Here is a 16,874-nt window from a genome sequence, read left to right on the forward strand (position 1 = left end):
CTCACAAGTTGTACTGCTTGCGTTTGCGGTAGAGCGTCGAGGCGTCGATGCCCAGGGTCTTGGCGGCCTGATCCAGCGTATCGGCGGTGGCGAGGACGGCGCCGATGTGGGCTTTTTCCAATTCATCCAGACTCAACGCAGCGCCAATACGCGGTGCGTTGTTGACCGGCGTTTCGGTCATACCCAAGTGACTGATCTCGACTCGCTCCTGTGGACAAATGATGCTCGCCCGCTCCACCACGTTGCGCAGTTCGCGGATGTTGCCGGGCCACCGATAACCGAGCAGCGCTTCGCGAGCCTCGTCACTGAAGCCCCGAGCCGGACGCGCGTACTCCTTGACGAAGCGCGCCAGAAAGCGATCGGCCAGGTTCAGAATGTCTTCCCGGCGTTCGCGCAACGGCGGCAAGTGCAAGGTGATGACGTTCAGGCGATAGAGCAAGTCTTCACGGAAACGGCCGTCGCGCACCATGTCTTCGAGGTTCTGGTTAGTGGCTGCAAGGATGCGAACATCGGCGCGGCGAGTGACCGGGTCGCCCACCCGTTCGTATTCTTTATCCTGGATGAAACGTAGCAACTTAGGCTGCAAAACCAACGGAAAATCGCCGATCTCGTCGAGAAATAGCGTCCCGCCGTCAGCCTGATTGACGCGACCCAGCGTACTTTCGCTAGCCCCCGTGAACGCGCCACGGCTATGGCCGAAAAGCTCGCTTTCCATGAGTTCGGCCGTCAGCGACGGGCAGTTGATGGTGATGCACGATTTCTTCGACCGCTTGCTCCAGCCGTGAATGGCTTGGGACAACTCGCCCTTACCCGTACCGGACTCACCGAGAATCAAAATATTGGCATCGGTGTTGGCAACCTGGCGGGCGGTTTCGAGCACCACTTTCATCGCCGGACTGTGGGAGTCCAGGCCATCCTTGGGTTTGCGCACTTCGCCTTCCAGGGCTTCCAGACGCGCCGACAGTTGTCGCACTTCCAGTTGCTTGGCGGTGGCCAGGCGTAATTGATCGGGGCTGCACGGTTTGACCAGATAGTCGGCCGCGCCCGCCTGAATCGCATCCACGGCGGTGTCCACGGCCGAGTGAGCAGTGACGATTACCACCCTCATCCAGGGTGCCTGAATGCGCATTTGGGCCAGAACATCGAGGCCGTTATCTTCGCCCAGACGCAAATCGAGGAAGCACAGGTCGAACACCTGACGTTGCAACAAGGCATCGGCTTGCGCGGCGCTGTTGGCGGTGGCCACGCTGTAGCCTTCGTCTTCGAGGCAATAGCGAAAAGTACGCAGGATGGCAGATTCATCGTCCACCAGCAGAATGCGGCCTTGGTGCTCAGTGGCTGATTCCATTTTCCTACGCTCCTTAATGAATGATCTTTGGTTAGTCCCGGAAAAATCGGGCAAGTTGCATGGTTGATTCTGGTCGATTCCAGTCACAGCAGGTTAGCTCTCTCCGCACGCTACGGCTAATCACCTGATTTTGTTGTTTTTTTATCAGATAGCCGGTCTGTACGCGATTACCGGTGTCCCCTTGTGACATTCACGCCCTCCTCGCAATTCAAAAATAATGAAAGTTCCTACGCATCCATCGTGCATTACGCACGGCCTTGCAGGGGGCATCGTGCAGGATGCGTCCGAAACGATTTTCGCTCTATTCATAACTATCTGATTTTAAATAATATTTTTCTTACAAAAAGCTGGCATGCAGGCTGCAATAGTCTGAATAACCCAGGGCGAAAAACGAACGCCCTAAACAGATCACCACCAGTGTGGGAGGAGCTTCAGGATGAGTCGCCAACGTGCCGCCCAATTGCGTATCTCGCCACTGCACATCCAGCAAGGTCTGTGTGGTGTTCTGGCGCTATTGATCACTTTGATCGGCGGCCAGCAGTTTCAGCGCTGGGAGCAGAGCCAGCAGCACGAAGCGCCACGCGTATCGACTCAGCACCCGACCCAAACTCATTTCAGCGCAGCCAGCAGCTTCGCTGACAGCGCACCGATGCGAATGATGGGTGTCGACCAGGCTCAGCCTGTGGATGAGATGCCCCGTCAGGAACGCTGGGTGTTCTAAACACACGAACTTGGCGCGATCGATGCGCCGGGAAAAGCACCACAAGCACCACTTTTAAATAGAAGCGTAAGGAGAATCACCATGTTGAGCTGGGCAATCACATTCTTGATCATTGCCATCATTGCTGCAGTACTGGGCTTCGGTGGTATCGCGGGCACCGCCACGGGTATCGCCAAGATTCTCTTTGTCGTGTTCCTGGTGATGTTCATTGCTTCCTTCTTCTTTGGCCGTCGCGGCCGAGGCTGAACATGAGCGTTTTGTTAAAGACACTGGCAGCCGCCCTGCTCCTGGGCGGTAGTGCCATGGCAATCGCTGCCAATGATGGCCAGGCGCGGGTCAATGAGCTGTTGACCGCAGACCCGCAATACCGTGAAACATGGCAAGGCGTGGTGAAGAAGGAAGAACGCCTGCCGGAATGGGTGATGAACCTGTCCGGCGACGCCGAGCAAATGAATGCTGTCGAAGAAGATGGCGACAAGTATCTGGTCGGGCCACTTTGCGAAACTCGGCAGACGTGCCTCAACAACCGCTTGATCGTTGCGTTCAGCTTCGACAAGAAGGATGCCTACGCCATGCTGGTAGAAGTACCTTCGGGGCTGCCAGCCGACAAGTCGCCAACGCGGCATGCCGACTACCGCTTCCTCGGAAAGCCGGACCAAGGCATGCAGGACCTGTTGATGGAACAACTGAAGAAAGATCCAAACTGGTACTGAGTTCGAAACAAGAAAGAAGCCACAGCGCTTCTTTCCGATGCGGCTACCCGAGGAAGGTAGTTGCATGGCCAAGGGGTCGGGACGTTCTGCCTGTTACAGGGGCGGAGTGACCTACGGGCACAAGGGGTGCCTGCGCAAGGGCCGGGCCAGGCAAAGCTGCGGCGCAAGTTCGCGGGCCCACTCATGGCTCGACGGACTTGCGAAGAGCTTCTTCTATATAAAGCATCGTCTTAGAGCGTTCAGCTCGTCTTCCCTGCCTAACGTCGAATTATTCCCCGGGATGCATTTCCCCGTGATTCTTTGCGACCGTATATCGAGAAAGCTGCGGCAAAATGTAAGAGAAATTTCGCTCTTAAACGTAGGATTTTTCTGTAGTTTTGGCGCTCATCCCCCCGCTCAAAAAACATCCAACCTCCTCTGAAATGGCCGGTTCACGGTACTTATACCTGCCGAAATGTCGCATTCGAACCGGTTGGGACGCCAGTTTCATTAAAAAAAGCTCATGCCGATTCGGCATAGGGTAGGCGTTTACGGCATTAGACGTTGCTTCCTTGCATCTGAATAGTTGCGCCTTTTTTCGCCTGCCAGAGAGCCGTTATCGAGCGCTTCCGGGGCACCTTATACGGGGGCAGATGCACAGACTTTTTCGCCACGAGCGTTCCAGTTCTTGCATCTGCCTGAGTCAAACGCAAGTAAGGGTAAAGATATGAAGAAGGCAAAGCTTAGCCTCGCCTGGCAGATCCTCATCGGTCTGGTATTGGGGATTGCAATCGGTGCGCTGCTCAACCATTTCAGTGCCGAAAAAGCCTGGTGGATCAGCAACGTCCTGCAACCAGCAGGCGATATCTTTATCCGTCTGATCAAGATGATTGTGATCCCGATCGTGATCTCTTCGCTGATCGTCGGTATTGCAGGCGTCGGCGACGCGAAGAAGCTCGGGCGGATCGGTCTGAAGACCATCATTTACTTCGAGATCGTCACCACCATTGCCATCGTGGTCGGTCTGGTGTTGGCCAACGTGTTCCATCCGGGCACCGGCATCGACATGAGCACCCTGGGTACCGTGGATATTTCCAAGTACCAGGCCACTGCCGCCGAGGTTCAGCACGAACATGCGTTCATCGAAACCATCCTCAACCTGATCCCGTCGAACATCTTCGCGGCCATGGCCCGCGGCGAGATGCTGCCGATCATCTTCTTCTCCGTATTGTTCGGCCTCGGTCTGTCGAGCCTGCAATCGGACCTGCGCGAGCCGCTGGTGAAGATGTTCCAGGGCGTGTCGGAAAGCATGTTCAAAGTCACCCACATGATCATGAACTACGCCCCCATCGGCGTTTTCGCACTGATCGCGGTGACGGTGGCCAACTTCGGCTTCGCCTCTCTGATTCCGCTGGCCAAACTGGTGATCCTGGTTTACGTCGCCATCGCCTTCTTCGCCTTCGTGGTGCTGGGCCTGATCGCTCGCCTGTTCGGCTTCTCGGTGATCAAGCTGATGCGCATCTTCAAGGATGAGCTGGTGCTGGCCTACTCCACCGCCAGTTCCGAAACCGTGCTGCCGCGCGTGATCGAGAAAATGGAAGCCTACGGCGCGCCGAAAGCCATTTGCAGCTTCGTGGTGCCGACCGGCTACTCGTTCAACCTCGACGGTTCGACCCTGTACCAGAGCATCGCGGCCATCTTCATTGCCCAGCTCTACGGCATCGACCTGTCGATCAGCCAGCAATTGCTGCTGGTGCTGACCCTGATGGTCACCTCCAAAGGCATCGCCGGCGTACCGGGTGTGTCCTTCGTGGTGCTGCTGGCCACGCTGGGCAGCGTAGGTATTCCATTGGAAGGCCTGGCGTTCATCGCCGGTGTCGACCGCATCATGGACATGGCCCGTACCGCACTGAACGTGATCGGCAACGCCCTGGCCGTGTTGGTCATCTCCCGCTGGGAAGGCATGTACGACGACGCCAAAGGCCAGCGCTACTGGAATTCCCTGCCGCACTGGCGCAGCAAGGAAAAATTGCCGGTTGGTGAAGCGTCCAGCAACTAATGCAATTCCCCTGCTCGCGATGGCTTCGGTACATTCAACCTCTGCGTTGACTGACCTACCGCTTTCGCGAGCAAGCTCGCTCCCACAATGGTCCGCGTACATCGCACCCAACAAACCCCGGAGAAATCCGGGGTTTGTCGTTTCTACACACCCCGCTATCATTCGCCGCATTCTTTGGGGGATTTAACTGATGCTCAACGGCCTGTGGCTTGGCTTCTTCATCGTGGCAGCCGTATCGGCGATGGCGCAGTGGCTGATCGGCGGCAACGCCGGGATCTTTGCGGCGATGGTGGAAAGCATTTTCGCCATGGCCAAATTGTCGGTCGAGGTCATGGTCCTGCTGTTCGGTACCCTGACCCTCTGGCTGGGTTTTCTGCGGATCGCCGAGAAGGCCGGGATCGTCGACTGGCTGGCAAAAGCCTTGGGCCCCTTGTTCCTGCGCTTGATGCCGGAAGTCCCACCCGGGCACCCCGCCATCGGCCTGATCACCCTGAACTTTGCCGCCAACGGCCTGGGCCTGGACAACGCCGCGACGCCAATCGGCCTCAAAGCCATGAAGGCGCTGCAAGAGCTCAACCCCAGCAACACAATCGCCAGCAATGCGCAGATCCTCTTTCTGGTGCTCAACGCCTCCTCCCTGACCCTGTTGCCGGTGACGATCTTCATGTACCGCGCCCAGCAAGGCGCGCCCGATCCGACCTTGGTGTTCCTGCCAATCCTGTTGGCCACCAGCTGCTCGACTCTGGTCGGCTTGCTGTCGGTGGCGTTCATGCAGCGTCTGCGCCTGTGGGACCCGGTGGTGCTCGCTTACCTGATTCCCGGTGCCCTGGCCCTCGGTGGCTTCATGGCGCTGCTGGCGACGCTCTCGGCGACCGCTCTGGCCGGCTTGTCATCGATCCTCGGCAACCTGACGCTGTTCGGGCTGATCATGCTGTTTCTGCTGATCGGCGCGTTACGTAAGGTGAAGGTCTACGAGGCGTTCATTGAAGGCGCCAAAGAAGGCTTCGACGTGGCCAAGAACCTGCTGCCGTATCTGGTGGCGATGCTCTGTGCCATCGGCGTACTGCGCGCGTCCGGGGCACTGGACTTCGGTCTGGACGGAATTCGGCATCTGGTGGAGTGGGCCGGTTGGGACACGCGCTTCGTTGATGCGCTGCCAACGGCGATGGTCAAACCGTTCTCCGGCAGCGCCGCCCGGGCGATGCTGATCGAAACGATGCAGACGTCCGGGGTAGACAGCTTCCCGGCGCTGGTGGCGGCGACGATTCAGGGCAGTACTGAAACGACGTTCTATGTGCTGGCGGTGTACTTCGGCGCGGTGGGCATCCAGCGAGCGCGGCATGCGGTGGGGTGTGCGTTGCTGGCGGAGCTGGCCGGGGTGATTGGCGCGATTTTTGTTTGCTACTGGTTCTTTGGTTAACCAAAGATCCCCTGTGGGAGCGAGCCTGCTCGCGATAGCGGTAAATCAGTCACCACAAATGTTGGCTGTCACACCGCTATCGCGAGCAGGCTCACTCCCACATGGGTCCAGCGTTGGCTTTAAGGGCGGGGCGGCGGCGCGACTTTCTGCCCTTGCTCAACCGCCCAAGCCACCACCTGCGCCGTCAGTTGATCACTGGCCTGGCCAAACCCGGCAACCACCGCCGGCACCTTCACGTCATTCAGTGGCTGACGCACTTCGAAGCGGCGGCTGGCGAGGATTCGCTGGTCATAACCGCGCACCAACAACGCATCCAGCCGCACGATCACGCTTGCAGCCGTGCCTTGGTACTCCGTCTGAAACGCCTGCAGATTCCCGCCCAACTCCAGATCCGCCTGGAAATTGCTGTCATCAGTGCTCAAAAGCGGCACCCGACCATCACGTTGAAAACCATCAAGCAGACGATTGCGCAGCAGCACCGGCGCCGGGTCGCTCCAACGCGAAGCCTTGTAGCTGCTGATCAAGTCTCCTTGAGGGATTACCGCAATATTCGGGCTGTTCAATGCCTCGCTGGCCTGCGGCTTGGTCAGGCGCAGCGACCAGCGTTGAGGCGCCCCATGACTGGACGATGGGCTGCTCTGGGCCGAAGGCAACCGGTAGACATCGGACGGTTCGGACTTGGGCAGGATCGAGCAGGCACTGACCAACGTGAAGCTGACGAGGAGGGCGAGACGGGTCAGCTTCATGGCGTGAACTCCTTGTTCTTGTCATTGCCCAGCAAGTAACCGCTGGGGTTGGCTTCCAGGCGTTGGGAAATAGCCCGCAACGACGTCAGCGTATCGCGCAACTCACGCACCGCCGGGGCCAGGCCATTGAGGCCTTGCATACCGCTGTTCAGAGAATCCTGATTGGTCGTGAGCAACGTGTTGATGGTCGCGCTGCTCTGTTCCAGGGATTTCATGGCTTGCTCGGCGCTGCCGAACATCTGCTTGCCCTGATCGTTGAGCAAGCCGTTGGCGTTGCGCATCAACGCCGACGTCTGCTCCAGCATTGCGCCGGCCTGCTTGCCGACCGATGCCAGTTGCTGCATCGCCTGACGGATGTCGCCGCGCTGGTCGGCGATGGTGCCGGTGGTTTGCTCCAGATGTTCAAGGGTCTTGCTGATACGTTCGACGTTCTCCGAGGAAAACATCTGATTGGCGTTGTGCATCAGCATGTTCACCCCCGCCATCAAGTCGCCACTATCGTTCAGCAAGCGGGCGAAAGGCGAGGGCGATGCAATGATCGTCGGTAGATCACCGTCCTTGCCCTTGAGCTTCGGACTCTGCGGGGTGCCGCCACTGAGCTGGATGATCGAAGTGCCGGTAATCCCGGTCAGTGCCAATATGGCCCGGGTGTCTTCCTTGATCGGGGTGTCGCCGCCCAGGCGAATCCGCGCCAATACCCGGCGCGGGTCTTTCGGGTCCAGGCGCAATGTCACCACGTCGCCGACCTTGATCCCGCTGTACTGCACGGCGCTGCCCTTGGACAGCCCGCTGACCGCCTCGTTGAAGACGATTTCGTAATCCTTGAATTCGGTGTCGACGCTGGACTTGGCCAGCCACAAGCCGAAGAGCAGGGCGCCTGCCACCACAATCACGGTGAACAGGCCGATCAATACATGATGGGCTCGGGTTTCCATGTCAGACCTCGTTGAGCTGTTGAGCGGCGGTTAGCGCCGCGCGGCCACGAGGGCCATGGAAGTATTCGTGAATCCACGCGTCGTCGGTTTCCGAGACCTTGTCGATGGCGTCCGCCACCAGCACTTTTTTCTGCGCCAACACCGCCACCCGGTCGGTGATGGTGTAGAGCGTGTCGAGGTCGTGGGTCACCAGAAACACGCTCAGGCCCAAGGCATCGCGCAAGGTCAGGATCAGTTGATCGAACGCTGCGGCGCCAATCGGATCGAGGCCGGCGGTGGGTTCATCGAGAAACAGGATGTCCGGATCCAGCGCCAATGCCCGGGCCAGTGCCGCTCGCTTGATCATGCCGCCCGACAGCGAAGCCGGGTACTTGTCCGCCGCCGACAAAGGCAACCCGGCCAACGCCAGCTTCACCGCCGCCAGGTGCTCGGCATCGTTGCGGCTCAAACCGGCGTGCTCGATCAGGGGCAGGGCGACGTTTTCGGTCACGGTCAGCGAAGAGAACAGGGCGCCTTTCTGGAACAACACGCCGAAGCGCCGTTCGACCATCGAGCGCTCATGCTCGGACAGCGTCGGCAAGTTCTTGCCGAAGACTTTCACCACCCCTTCGCTGGGCTGGCGCAACCCGACAATGCTGCGCAGCAGCACCGATTTACCGCTGCCGGAACCGCCGACCACGGCGAGGATTTCGCCCTTGTACAAATCCAGATCAAGGTTCTCGTGCACGCTCTGGCGACCAAAGCGATTGCACAGCCCACGGACTTCGATCACTGCCTCGGAGGGCGTTCGGGGTAGACGACTCACCAGCCCATCTCCATGAAAAACAGCGCGGCCACGGCGTCGAGAACGATCACCACGAAAATCGACTGGACCACGCTGGACGTGGTGTGCGCGCCGACGGACTCAGCGCTGCCGCTGACCTTGAAGCCTTCAAGGCAGCCAATGGCGGCGATCAGGAACGCAAAGATCGGTGCTTTGACGATCCCCACCAGAAAATGTTGAACACCGATGTCGGTTTGCAGCAGCGACAGGAACATTGCCGGCGAGATACCCAGCGACACCGCGCAGACCACACCACCGCCGATAATCCCCGAGAGCATCGCCAGAAAAGTCAGCATCGGCAGCGCGACCAGCAGGGCCAACACTCTTGGCACTACCAGCAGCTCCATCGGGTCGAGACCCAATGTGCGGATCGCGTCAATTTCTTCGTTGGCCTTCATCGAGCCGATCTGCGCGGTGAACGCACTGGCGGTGCGGCCGGCCATCAGGATCGCGGTCAGCAACACGCCGAATTCGCGCAGGAAAGAGAACGCGACGAGGTCCACGGTGAAGATGCTCGCGCCGAAACTCGCCAGCACCGTCGCCCCGAGAAACGCCACCACAGCGCCCACCAGAAAGGTCAGCAGGGCAACGATGGGTGCGGCGTCGAGGCCGGTCTGTTCGATGTGCGCCACCATCGGCGTGAGGCGCCAGCGTTTGGGCCGAAACAGGCCACGGGCGATGGTTTCCAGGATCAGGCCGACGAAGCCCAGCAGTTGCAGGGTGTCCTGCCAGACCGTGTCAACTGCGCGGCCGATGCGGGTCAGCAGTTGAATGCCAACGCTGATTTCCGGCTCCTTGATCGGCACGCAGAAATCGGTCAGCGAGCAATAGACGGTCTGCAACAAGGCGCGGTCGGCAGAGGACAGTGTGCAATCGGGGTGTTCGGCGGATCGGCCCAAACGCTCGGCCCCCAGCAACTCCACCAGCAACGATGCGCCAGCAGTATCGAGCGCGCCGAGGCCATTGAGGTCGATGTGAGTGCTGTCGTCGTATTGGCCGTGGAGGGTTTCGCTCAGGTGCTTGAGATCGGCGTAATGGGCGAGCGTCCAGTCACCCGTGACCCGCAGCTGTGCAGGGGAGTGAGAGGTGTCCAGTCGGGCATTGCCGGCCATTGTGTTGCTGGTCATAAGCTCCATGCTTGTTCGGCTATTACGCAGGTGTACGTAATAGCACGAACCGCATTACTTTTCTTTGGTCGCTGCGCTGTCCTTTATCTCGAATCGCAGCACGCCAATCAACTGGCCGTCTTCAGTCAGCACGCGGACCTGCCATTTGCCCGCAGGGTTGCCGGGGAAATTCTGTTTGTGGGTCCAGGCCCGGTAGCCTTCCTTGCGTCCGCCGTGGATGTCGAGGGGAATGCGATCGACTTCTTTGCCGTTGAACTGCCACACGTGATAAATCCGTTCGTCCAGACCACGCGGGGCATTGATTGCGGTGTAGGCGTACAGACCGCCGCCGCGAATCTGCTCGGCACTGACTTCATCGAGGCTCTTGCCGGGGGTGCGATCCTGCATTTGAGTGCTGATCGCCACGTCGGTCATCCACAGGGTCGCCGGCGGGACCCACGAACGCAGCACCCAACCCAGGGCGCCAATGCCCAAGGTAATACTCAGGATTGCCAACGCATTACGTACGGTACGGATCGGGAAGATCGACGCCAGGCTCGGGAACGACAACAGCATGGCGATACCCAGTGCCAGTTTGAAACTTTGCGCGGTGGTGAGGTGCAGGATGACGGGCAGGGCGGTCAGCAATGCGGCGAACAGCGTCAGGGTGTGCAGCGCCAGGAACGCCCAGCGCCGAGGCGCCAGCCACTTGTAGTAAAGCGGGTCGATGATGGAAATCAGCGCCGCGATACTTAAAATTCCGGTGAAAAACAGCTGGCCGCTGTTCCAGGTGGTGGTGATGAAAAAGAATGGCAGGACGAAAAACAGGCTTTCCTGGTGGATCATCTGCGTGGCGTAACGCAGCAGAGGCTGGGGTATTTCGCGTTTGAAGATCCTGGTGAACAGCTTGGTGAGGCTGTTTTCCAGCATCAGCCAGAGCCAGCTGATCAGCATGATGGTGGTGATCCAGGTCGCCAGGCCTTGCTGACGATCCACCAGCATGAAGCTGCCGACCCCCGAAATGAAACCACCGAGTGCAATGACCCCTGGATAACGCTTCATCAATTCCAGGATGCGCTGGACGTATAGGGTCAGAGTAGACATTCGGCAGTTCGCAATAGTCGTGGGAAAAATCCTCGACAGGGTACCGCCCGGGGAGCGGTGTGGCGAGGGCCGCAGTCCATACATAGCAGCTGACGCAGCCGAACGCAGGCTGCGCCAGCAGCTACAGGGTTCTCGGCGCTCTGCGGTGCAAGCGCCAACCCAAAGGCATCAATACAATGAGCCCCAGCACGCCAGCGCTCCACCACATCAACTGGTCATAACTGACTAGCGGTTTCTCGATCCGCAAATACCCCGGCTGCAGGAGCAACTCGCGCATCGCCTTGTTTGCCTCGTCCAGCGTCACGCCCTGCAACGCTCTGGCCGGGGCGGCGAATCGGCCGTCCTCGTAGTTCCCGAGAGCGCTCCAGTAGTAATCGGCCAGCGCGCTGTTGCCCTGCACGGCCCAGGCCTGACGGGCGATGGCGGCTTGTTTGAGTCGGTTGAAGGTGCCCGCGTTGAGACCGTCCTTGAGCAGGCCAGCCTTCAAATCATCCAGCACCTGTTCGGCTTCAGCCACGTCGTCACGCTCAAGGTCCGCATTCAGGCTCATGAAACCCACTCCGCCAAACACCTCGCGCTCGGCCGATGGCCCGTAGGACAAACCATGGGCCAGCCGTAATTGGCGATAGAGCGCCCAGTCCAGGTACTCCTTGAGCAAATCGAAGGTTTCGTCGTGCTGGTTTTCCAGCACCGGCTCCGGGACCAGCCAATGCAGCTTGGCGCCACCGCCGACGAAACCGTCACTTAAGGTGCGCTCGTGGGCAGCACTGGTCTGGATTTCCGGCAAGGGCGGGTGATCAGTCGGGTCGACCGCTTCAAGCGTGCCATAGGACCGTTCCAGATAGGCCGGCAGCAGTTTGTCGAGTTCGCCCACCACAATCAGGGTCATGTTGTTGGGCGCGTACCAGGCCTTGCGCACCGTCTCCAGTTGTTCGCGGGTCAGGTGATCGACCTCGGCCCGCTCAGGGCATTTGAGGCCCAGTTCCACCGCCAATTGATTGCTGGCGGTGTGGCCCAGGTCCTGGCGATCCAGCCAGCGTTGCAGGTGCGAATAATGGCCGCCATCTTCGCGCTCGACCACTTGCTTGGCGGCGTTGATGGCGTTGTCGTCGATTCGGGTCTGGGTCAGCAGCGCCAGCAACAGGTCAAGAACCTTGCGCTGGTTTTTCGCCGGTGCTTCGATGACGAACGTCGTGTCGGCATTGCTGGTGTAGGCATTCCACTCACCACCGAGTGCCTGCATACGCTCTTCCAGCCCGCCTTCGCCGGTCGCGTCGATGCCACTGAACAGCAAGTGTTCGAGCAAATGTGGCAGCTCTTTTTCCGCGCAACTGAAATCATCCAGGCCAACGCCGACCACCAGACGAATCGCCACATGCCCGCGCTCGACGCCGGGTTTAAGCAGCAATTGCAGGCCATTGCGCAACGTATAACCTTCGACCTGAAAACGATCCAGGGCGAATGAAGGGAATGAACCCAGCAATAGACAGGCGAACAACAGACAACGCATAGCGAGCTTCCATACGGCTGATTGGAGATCCGTGTCGTCCTTTAGGCCGCTATCGCGAGCAAGCCCGCTCCCACAGAAATTGAGGCGGGCCAATTAGTTGTGGCCACCGCAAAACCTGTGGGAGCGGGCTTGCTCGCGAAGGCGATTTCAAGGCTGAATCAATGTTACTGACTGACCACACTGCCAGACGTTCAAGGCGAATGCGTGATGTCAGCCATATCGTCGACCACCAGTGCGCCAGTGTCAGACGTTTCCAGCACTACGTAGGCGCTGCTGCAGAACAGCGAATTCAAACGTTTCATGTCGGCAATCAGCTCCAGGTGCAACGAACTGGTCTCGATACTCTGCACGATCTTACGTTGCAATCGACTGACATGAGCATGGGCCAGGCGGCGTTCCTGTGCGCGAAAGCGACGTTTCTCGCGCAGCAACTGGCGGGCACTTTCCTTATCGGCGCTGAGGAACACCGACAGCCCCAAACGCAGGTTGGAAATCAACTGACTGTGCAGCCCCGCCAACTCCTCCAGACCGACCTCGGAAAAAGACCGGCGTTGCGAGGTTTTCTGCTGCTGAACCTTGCGCAGCATGCGTTCGATCAGGTCGCTGGCGAGTTTTAGATTGATCGCCAATTCAATGATTTCTGCCCAGCGGCGGCTGTCCTGCTCGCTGAGGTCTTCGCGGGGCATTTGCGCCAGATAGAGTTTGAGCGCGCTGTAGAGCGACTCCACATCATCGGTCATGCGCCGCATTTCCTGGGTGACGGCGGTTTGATTACCCCGTAGCACGTCGAGCATGGCTTCGAGCATGTTGTCGATCAGGTCGCCGATGCGCAGGGTTTCCCGGGCGGCATTAGCCAGTGCCAGGCTGGGGGTGACCAACGCCGTCAGGTCGAGATGACGGGGTTTGGCGGTGCCGTTGATTTCCGGGCGCTCCGGCAGTAACCAGGCGCAGAGCCTGGCCATCGGACCGACGCTGGGTAGCAGGATCAAGCAGCGCACGGTGTTGTAGAGCAGATGGAAGCCGATGACCATTTCCTGGGGACTGAAGTCGAGGCTGTCGATCCAATGCACCAACGGGTCGAGCACTGGAATGATCAGTAGCAGGCCGATCAGTTTGTATAACAGGCTGCCGAGGGCCACCTGCCGGCCGGCGGCGTTCTGCATGCTGGTGCTGAGGAAGGCAAGGATGCCGCTGCCGATGTTGGCGCCAATCACCAGGCCAATGGCCACTGGCAAACTGATCACCCCGGCACCCGCCAGTGTCGCGGTCAGCAGGACGGCGGCCAGGCTGGAGTAGGAAATCATCGCGAACAGCGCGCCAACCAGGGCATCGAGCAGGATGTCGCCGGTCAGAGAGGCGAAAATCACCTTCACACCCTGCGCCTGAGTGATCGGTGCCGCGGATTCGACGATCAATTGCAGCGCCAGAATGATCAGTCCCAAACCGATGCTGACCCGGCCCATCTGGCCCAATCGGGTCTGCTTGCGGGACAGGAAGAAAATCACCCCGAGGAAGATCAGCAGCGGCGACAGCCACGACAAATCGAAGGTCAGCACCCGCGCCATCAGCGCAGTACCGACATCCGCCCCGAGCATGGTCGCCAGGGCAGGGGTCAGCGCCATCAGGCCCTGACCGACAAAGGAGGTGACGAGCATGGCGGTGGCGTTGCTGCTCTGGACCATCGCGGTCACGACGATCCCCGAGATGAATGCCAGCCAGCGCCTGGACATATTCTGGCCAATCACATGGCGCAGGTTGGAACCGTAGACCCGCAGGATGCCGGTTCGGACGATGTGCGTGCCCCAAATCAACAAGGCCACGGCAGATAACAAATTGAGCAGGGTGAGCATGCAGGCCCCCTGTGGTGGTAGCGCCCCAAAGGGGCAAGTTGACGGTGCCGCGCGACTTTCTACGTTGTGTACTTAAGCTGTAGTTGGCTAACGGTCTGCGCGCCAGCATCGCACAGCTAAAGAAGCGATTGAAACAAAACTGTCATAAAAACAGCTTGACGCAGATGTAAAAAAGGAGCCCGGAGGCCCCTTGGTTCATGTGGGAGCGAGCCTGCTCGCGAAGCGATGTGCCAGGCAACGTTGATGTTGGCTGACACCCCCTCTTCGCGAGCAGGCTCGCTCCCATAGGTGTTACTGACCCGGAACATCCTTGCGCAGTTTCACTGGATCCTGCTGCTTCTTCTTTTTCATCATCGCGATGCGCATCTTGATGTTGATCGTTTCCACCGCCAGCGAGAACGCCATGGCGAAGTAGACGTAGCCTTTTGGCAAGTGCACGTCGAAAGACTCGGCAATCAACACAGTGCCGACCAGCAACAGGAACGACAGCGCCAGCATTTTCAACGAAGGGTGCTTGTCGATGAACTCGCTGATGGTGCGCGAGGCGACCATCATCACCAGCACCGCAACGATGATCGCTGCAACCATGACCGGTACGTGGGAAACCATGCCCACCGCGGTGATCACGGAGTCCAGCGAGAACACGATGTCGATGATCGCAATCTGGATGATGGTGTAGAGGAAGTTGCCGCCCTTGCCCGAAGGTTCGTCGCCGCTTTCGTCTTCGCCTTCCAGTGCGTGGTACATCTCTTGGGAGCTCTTCCACAGCAGGAACAGACCACCGAAGAACAGGATCAGGTCACGCCCGGAAATACCCTGGCCGAACATTTCGAACAGGTCGGCGGTGAGACGCATGACCCAGGTGATCGACAGCAGCAACAGAATCCGCGTGATCATGGCCAGGGCGAGGCCGAAGATCCGGGTGCGCTGCTGCATGTGTTTGGGCATGCGGCTGACCAGGATCGAAATCATGATGATGTTATCGATACCCAGGACGATTTCCAGGGCGGTCAGGGTAAAGAAGGCAACCCAGATTTCAGGGTTGGTCAGCCATTCCATGTGTATTCCTTTGAGCAGTTGTTAAACCACGAAGGGCCCGGGCTTCAAACAGCGAAGCCTGGACCCGTCATGGTGAGTCTTGGGCTTATAGAGTGCTGAACAGCGGAAAAATCCCCATCAGCAATGCGGCGACCAGTATGCACAGGCAAACCAGCACTGCCCACTTCAGCGTAAAGCGCTGGTGATCACCAAATTCGATACCGGCCAGCGCCACCAACAGATACGTCGATGGTACCAGCGGGCTCAACAAGTGGACGGGCTGACCGACGATCGAGGCACGTGCCATTTCAACTGCGGTTATACCGTAGTGACTGGCCGCTTCGGCAAGTACCGGCAACACGCCGTAATAAAATGCATCGTTGGACATGAAGAAGGTGAACGGCATGCTCACCAGCGCCGTGATCACGGCCAGGTACGGGCCGAGGAAATCGGGGATCACCGCCAGCAGGCTTTTCGACATGGCGTCGACCATACCGGTGCCCGACAGGATGCCGGTGAAGATACCCGCGGCAAAGATCAGACCGACCACCGCCAGCACGCTACCGGAATGGGCCGCAATGCGATCCTTCTGCTGTTGCAGGCACGGGTAGTTGACGATCATCGCGATACTGAAAGCCACCATGAACAGCACGGGCAGCGGCAACAGACCAGCAATCAGGGTGCACATCAACGCCAGCGTGAGGGCGCCGTTGAACCAGATCAGCTTCGGACGACGGGCGTCAGGGAACTGGGAAACGCTGATTTCGCTGTGGTCGATTTCATCACCGACCAGGTGCAATTCGCCCAGACGAGCGCGCTCGCGTTTACCGTAGAAGTAGGCAATCGCCAGGATTGCGACCACGCCGGCCAACATCGCAGGAACCATCGGTACGAAGATATCGGACGGATCCACATGCAGCGCACTGGCCGCACGGGCGGTCGGGCCACCCCATGGGGTCATGTTCATGACGCCACCGGCGAGGATGATCAGGCCAGCCATGATCCGCGGGCTCATGCCGATGCGGCTGTAGAGCGGCAGCATGGCGGCCACGCAGATCATATAAGTGGTCGCGCCGTCACCATCGAGGGAAACGACGAGCGCCAATACGGCGGTGCCGACCGAAACTTTCAACGGGTCGCCTTTGACCAGTTTGAGGATCTTGCGCACAGCCGGGTCGAACAGGCCGGAGTCGATCATCAGGGCGAAGTAAAGAATGGCGAACATCAGCATCACACCGGTCGGTGCAAGCTTGGTGATGCCTTCGAGCATCATCGGACCGATCTTCGGCGCAAAACCGCCGAACAGGGCGAACACGATCGGGATGACGATCAGAGCGATCAGCGCGGACAGGCGCTTGGTCATGATCAGGAACATGAACGTGATGACCATGGCAAAGCCAAGGAAAGTCAGCATGGGAATACTCCAGGCATAGCGCGGCTAAGGAATGGGCGAACCGGGTGGGGTCAGCGCAGAACGGGAAGCACGAGAGATACGGGCGGAGTGACAGCGAAGCGGCGGGTA

Annotated in this window: 15 protein-coding genes; 5 read left to right on the forward strand and 10 right to left on the reverse strand. The window is 59.1% G+C overall.

Features of this window, described 5'->3' with window-relative positions:
- Window position 1 precedes the first annotated feature (1 nt).
- The gene (gene algB, locus FQ185_RS19815) at window positions 2-1,348 is read right to left on the reverse strand and encodes a sigma-54-dependent response regulator transcription factor AlgB (RefSeq protein ID WP_149418904.1); all 1,347 of its coding nucleotides are present in this window, start codon (window positions 1,346-1,348) and stop codon (window positions 2-4) included.
- A 436-nt stretch (window positions 1,349-1,784) separates the two neighbouring features.
- On the opposite strand from algB, the gene FQ185_RS19820 reads away from it, so the two are divergent.
- The 5 genes from FQ185_RS19820 (at window position 1,785) to FQ185_RS19845 (ending at window position 6,240) form a co-directional block, all read left to right on the forward strand.
- On the forward strand, window positions 1,785-2,069 hold the full coding sequence (locus FQ185_RS19820; protein WP_149418905.1) for a hypothetical protein: 285 nt from the start codon (window positions 1,785-1,787) through the stop codon (window positions 2,067-2,069).
- Between the two features lie 81 nt (window positions 2,070-2,150).
- Window positions 2,151-2,315 (forward strand): DUF1328 domain-containing protein, encoded by a 165-nt coding sequence (locus tag FQ185_RS19825; protein ID WP_003177151.1) that lies wholly within the window; start codon window positions 2,151-2,153, stop codon window positions 2,313-2,315.
- A gap of 2 nt (window positions 2,316-2,317) precedes the next feature.
- Window positions 2,318-2,782 (forward strand): inhibitor of vertebrate lysozyme family protein, encoded by a 465-nt coding sequence (locus FQ185_RS19830; RefSeq protein ID WP_149418906.1) that lies wholly within the window; start codon window positions 2,318-2,320, stop codon window positions 2,780-2,782.
- Between the two features lie 706 nt (window positions 2,783-3,488).
- On the forward strand, window positions 3,489-4,820 hold the full coding sequence (gltP, locus tag FQ185_RS19840; RefSeq protein ID WP_149418908.1) for a glutamate/aspartate:proton symporter GltP: 1,332 nt from the start codon (window positions 3,489-3,491) through the stop codon (window positions 4,818-4,820).
- Between the two features lie 190 nt (window positions 4,821-5,010).
- Window positions 5,011-6,240 (forward strand): nucleoside recognition domain-containing protein, encoded by a 1,230-nt coding sequence (locus tag FQ185_RS19845; protein WP_149418909.1) that lies wholly within the window; start codon window positions 5,011-5,013, stop codon window positions 6,238-6,240.
- Window positions 6,241-6,359: 119 nt separating this feature from the next.
- Here FQ185_RS19845 and FQ185_RS19850 read toward each other — a convergent pair whose 3' ends face one another.
- From FQ185_RS19850 to FQ185_RS19890, 9 genes are all read right to left on the reverse strand, one after another.
- A complete protein-coding gene (locus FQ185_RS19850) occupies window positions 6,360-6,986 on the reverse strand; it encodes an ABC-type transport auxiliary lipoprotein family protein (RefSeq protein WP_149418910.1) in 627 nt (208 codons plus the stop codon).
- The gene (locus FQ185_RS19855) at window positions 6,983-7,921 is read right to left on the reverse strand and encodes an MlaD family protein (protein ID WP_149418911.1); all 939 of its coding nucleotides are present in this window, start codon (window positions 7,919-7,921) and stop codon (window positions 6,983-6,985) included. The genes FQ185_RS19850 and FQ185_RS19855 overlap by 4 nt, the downstream gene beginning before the upstream one ends.
- A 1-nt stretch (window position 7,922) precedes the next feature.
- Entirely contained in the window at window positions 7,923-8,726 is an 804-nt protein-coding gene (locus FQ185_RS19860; protein ID WP_149418912.1) for an ABC transporter ATP-binding protein, read from the reverse strand.
- Window positions 8,723-9,871, reverse strand: a complete 1,149-nt coding sequence (locus FQ185_RS19865) for an ABC transporter permease (protein ID WP_149418913.1) — start codon at window positions 9,869-9,871, stop codon at window positions 8,723-8,725. The genes FQ185_RS19860 and FQ185_RS19865 overlap by 4 nt, the downstream gene beginning before the upstream one ends.
- A gap of 54 nt (window positions 9,872-9,925) precedes the next feature.
- On the reverse strand, window positions 9,926-10,954 hold the full coding sequence (locus tag FQ185_RS19870; protein ID WP_149418914.1) for a DUF5924 family protein: 1,029 nt from the start codon (window positions 10,952-10,954) through the stop codon (window positions 9,926-9,928).
- 121 nt (window positions 10,955-11,075) lie between these two features.
- Window positions 11,076-12,464 (reverse strand): pitrilysin family protein, encoded by a 1,389-nt coding sequence (locus tag FQ185_RS19875; RefSeq protein ID WP_149418915.1) that lies wholly within the window; start codon window positions 12,462-12,464, stop codon window positions 11,076-11,078.
- A 191-nt stretch (window positions 12,465-12,655) separates the two neighbouring features.
- Complete coding sequence (locus tag FQ185_RS19880) at window positions 12,656-14,314, reverse strand: Na/Pi cotransporter family protein (protein ID WP_149418916.1); 1,659 nt, start codon at window positions 14,312-14,314, stop codon at window positions 12,656-12,658.
- A 291-nt stretch (window positions 14,315-14,605) separates the two neighbouring features.
- Window positions 14,606-15,373 (reverse strand): TerC family protein, encoded by a 768-nt coding sequence (locus FQ185_RS19885; protein ID WP_149418917.1) that lies wholly within the window; start codon window positions 15,371-15,373, stop codon window positions 14,606-14,608.
- A gap of 85 nt (window positions 15,374-15,458) precedes the next feature.
- Entirely contained in the window at window positions 15,459-16,766 is a 1,308-nt protein-coding gene (locus FQ185_RS19890) for a CitMHS family transporter (RefSeq protein ID WP_149418918.1), read from the reverse strand.
- Between the last annotated feature and the right edge of the window lie 108 nt (window positions 16,767-16,874).

It is taken from the genome of Pseudomonas sp. ANT_H12B, from assembly GCF_008369325.1.
Taxonomy (GTDB): Bacteria; Pseudomonadota; Gammaproteobacteria; order Pseudomonadales; family Pseudomonadaceae; genus Aquipseudomonas.

What these genes read in the sequence shown, in the direction of transcription:
- FQ185_RS19845 (WP_149418909.1), top strand. Translation starts at nt 5,011, where the DNA reads ATGCTCAACGGCCTGTGGCTTGGCTTCTTCATCGTGGCAGCCGTATCG.
- FQ185_RS19820 (WP_149418905.1), top strand. Translation starts at nt 1,785, where the DNA reads ATGAGTCGCCAACGTGCCGCCCAATTGCGTATCTCGCCACTGCACATC.
- FQ185_RS19850 (WP_149418910.1), bottom strand. Translation starts at nt 6,986, where the DNA reads ATGAAGCTGACCCGTCTCGCCCTCCTCGTCAGCTTCACGTTGGTCAGT.
- FQ185_RS19865 (WP_149418913.1), bottom strand. Translation starts at nt 9,871, where the DNA reads ATGACCAGCAACACAATGGCCGGCAATGCCCGACTGGACACCTCTCAC.
- FQ185_RS19880 (WP_149418916.1), bottom strand. Translation starts at nt 14,314, where the DNA reads ATGCTCACCCTGCTCAATTTGTTATCTGCCGTGGCCTTGTTGATTTGG.
- FQ185_RS19830 (WP_149418906.1), top strand. Translation starts at nt 2,318, where the DNA reads ATGAGCGTTTTGTTAAAGACACTGGCAGCCGCCCTGCTCCTGGGCGGT.
- FQ185_RS19870 (WP_149418914.1), bottom strand. Translation starts at nt 10,954, where the DNA reads ATGTCTACTCTGACCCTATACGTCCAGCGCATCCTGGAATTGATGAAG.
- FQ185_RS19890 (WP_149418918.1), bottom strand. Translation starts at nt 16,766, where the DNA reads ATGCTGACTTTCCTTGGCTTTGCCATGGTCATCACGTTCATGTTCCTG.
- algB (WP_149418904.1), bottom strand. Translation starts at nt 1,348, where the DNA reads ATGGAATCAGCCACTGAGCACCAAGGCCGCATTCTGCTGGTGGACGAT.
- gltP (WP_149418908.1), top strand. Translation starts at nt 3,489, where the DNA reads ATGAAGAAGGCAAAGCTTAGCCTCGCCTGGCAGATCCTCATCGGTCTG.
- FQ185_RS19885 (WP_149418917.1), bottom strand. Translation starts at nt 15,373, where the DNA reads ATGGAATGGCTGACCAACCCTGAAATCTGGGTTGCCTTCTTTACCCTG.
- FQ185_RS19855 (WP_149418911.1), bottom strand. Translation starts at nt 7,921, where the DNA reads ATGGAAACCCGAGCCCATCATGTATTGATCGGCCTGTTCACCGTGATT.
- FQ185_RS19825 (WP_003177151.1), top strand. Translation starts at nt 2,151, where the DNA reads ATGTTGAGCTGGGCAATCACATTCTTGATCATTGCCATCATTGCTGCA.
- FQ185_RS19875 (WP_149418915.1), bottom strand. Translation starts at nt 12,464, where the DNA reads ATGCGTTGTCTGTTGTTCGCCTGTCTATTGCTGGGTTCATTCCCTTCA.